At 73.8% G+C, this 206-nt stretch carries 1 protein-coding gene; it reads left to right on the plus strand.

Annotated elements, in window-relative coordinates:
• On the plus strand, positions 1-206 hold a 206-nt coding region (locus HPT28_RS27290), incomplete at both ends, for a beta-ketoacyl synthase N-terminal-like domain-containing protein (protein ID WP_257579464.1).

The raw sequence follows: 206 nt of genomic DNA on the forward strand, positions 1-206 counted from the left end.
GAACGCGCGGGCATCGACCCCACCAGCGTGCGCGGAAGCCGCACCGGCGTCTTCGCCGGTCTGATGTACCACGACTACGCCTCACGGCTGCCCGAGCTCCCGCCGGGTCTGGAGGGGTACGTCGGCAGCGGCAGCGCCGGGTCCATCGCCACCGGGCGCGTCGCCTACACCTTCGGGCTGGAGGGGCCGGCCGTCACCGTGGACAC

It is taken from the genome of Streptomyces sp. JJ38, from assembly GCF_019303475.1.
GTDB lineage: Bacteria > Actinomycetota > Actinomycetes > Streptomycetales > Streptomycetaceae > Streptomyces.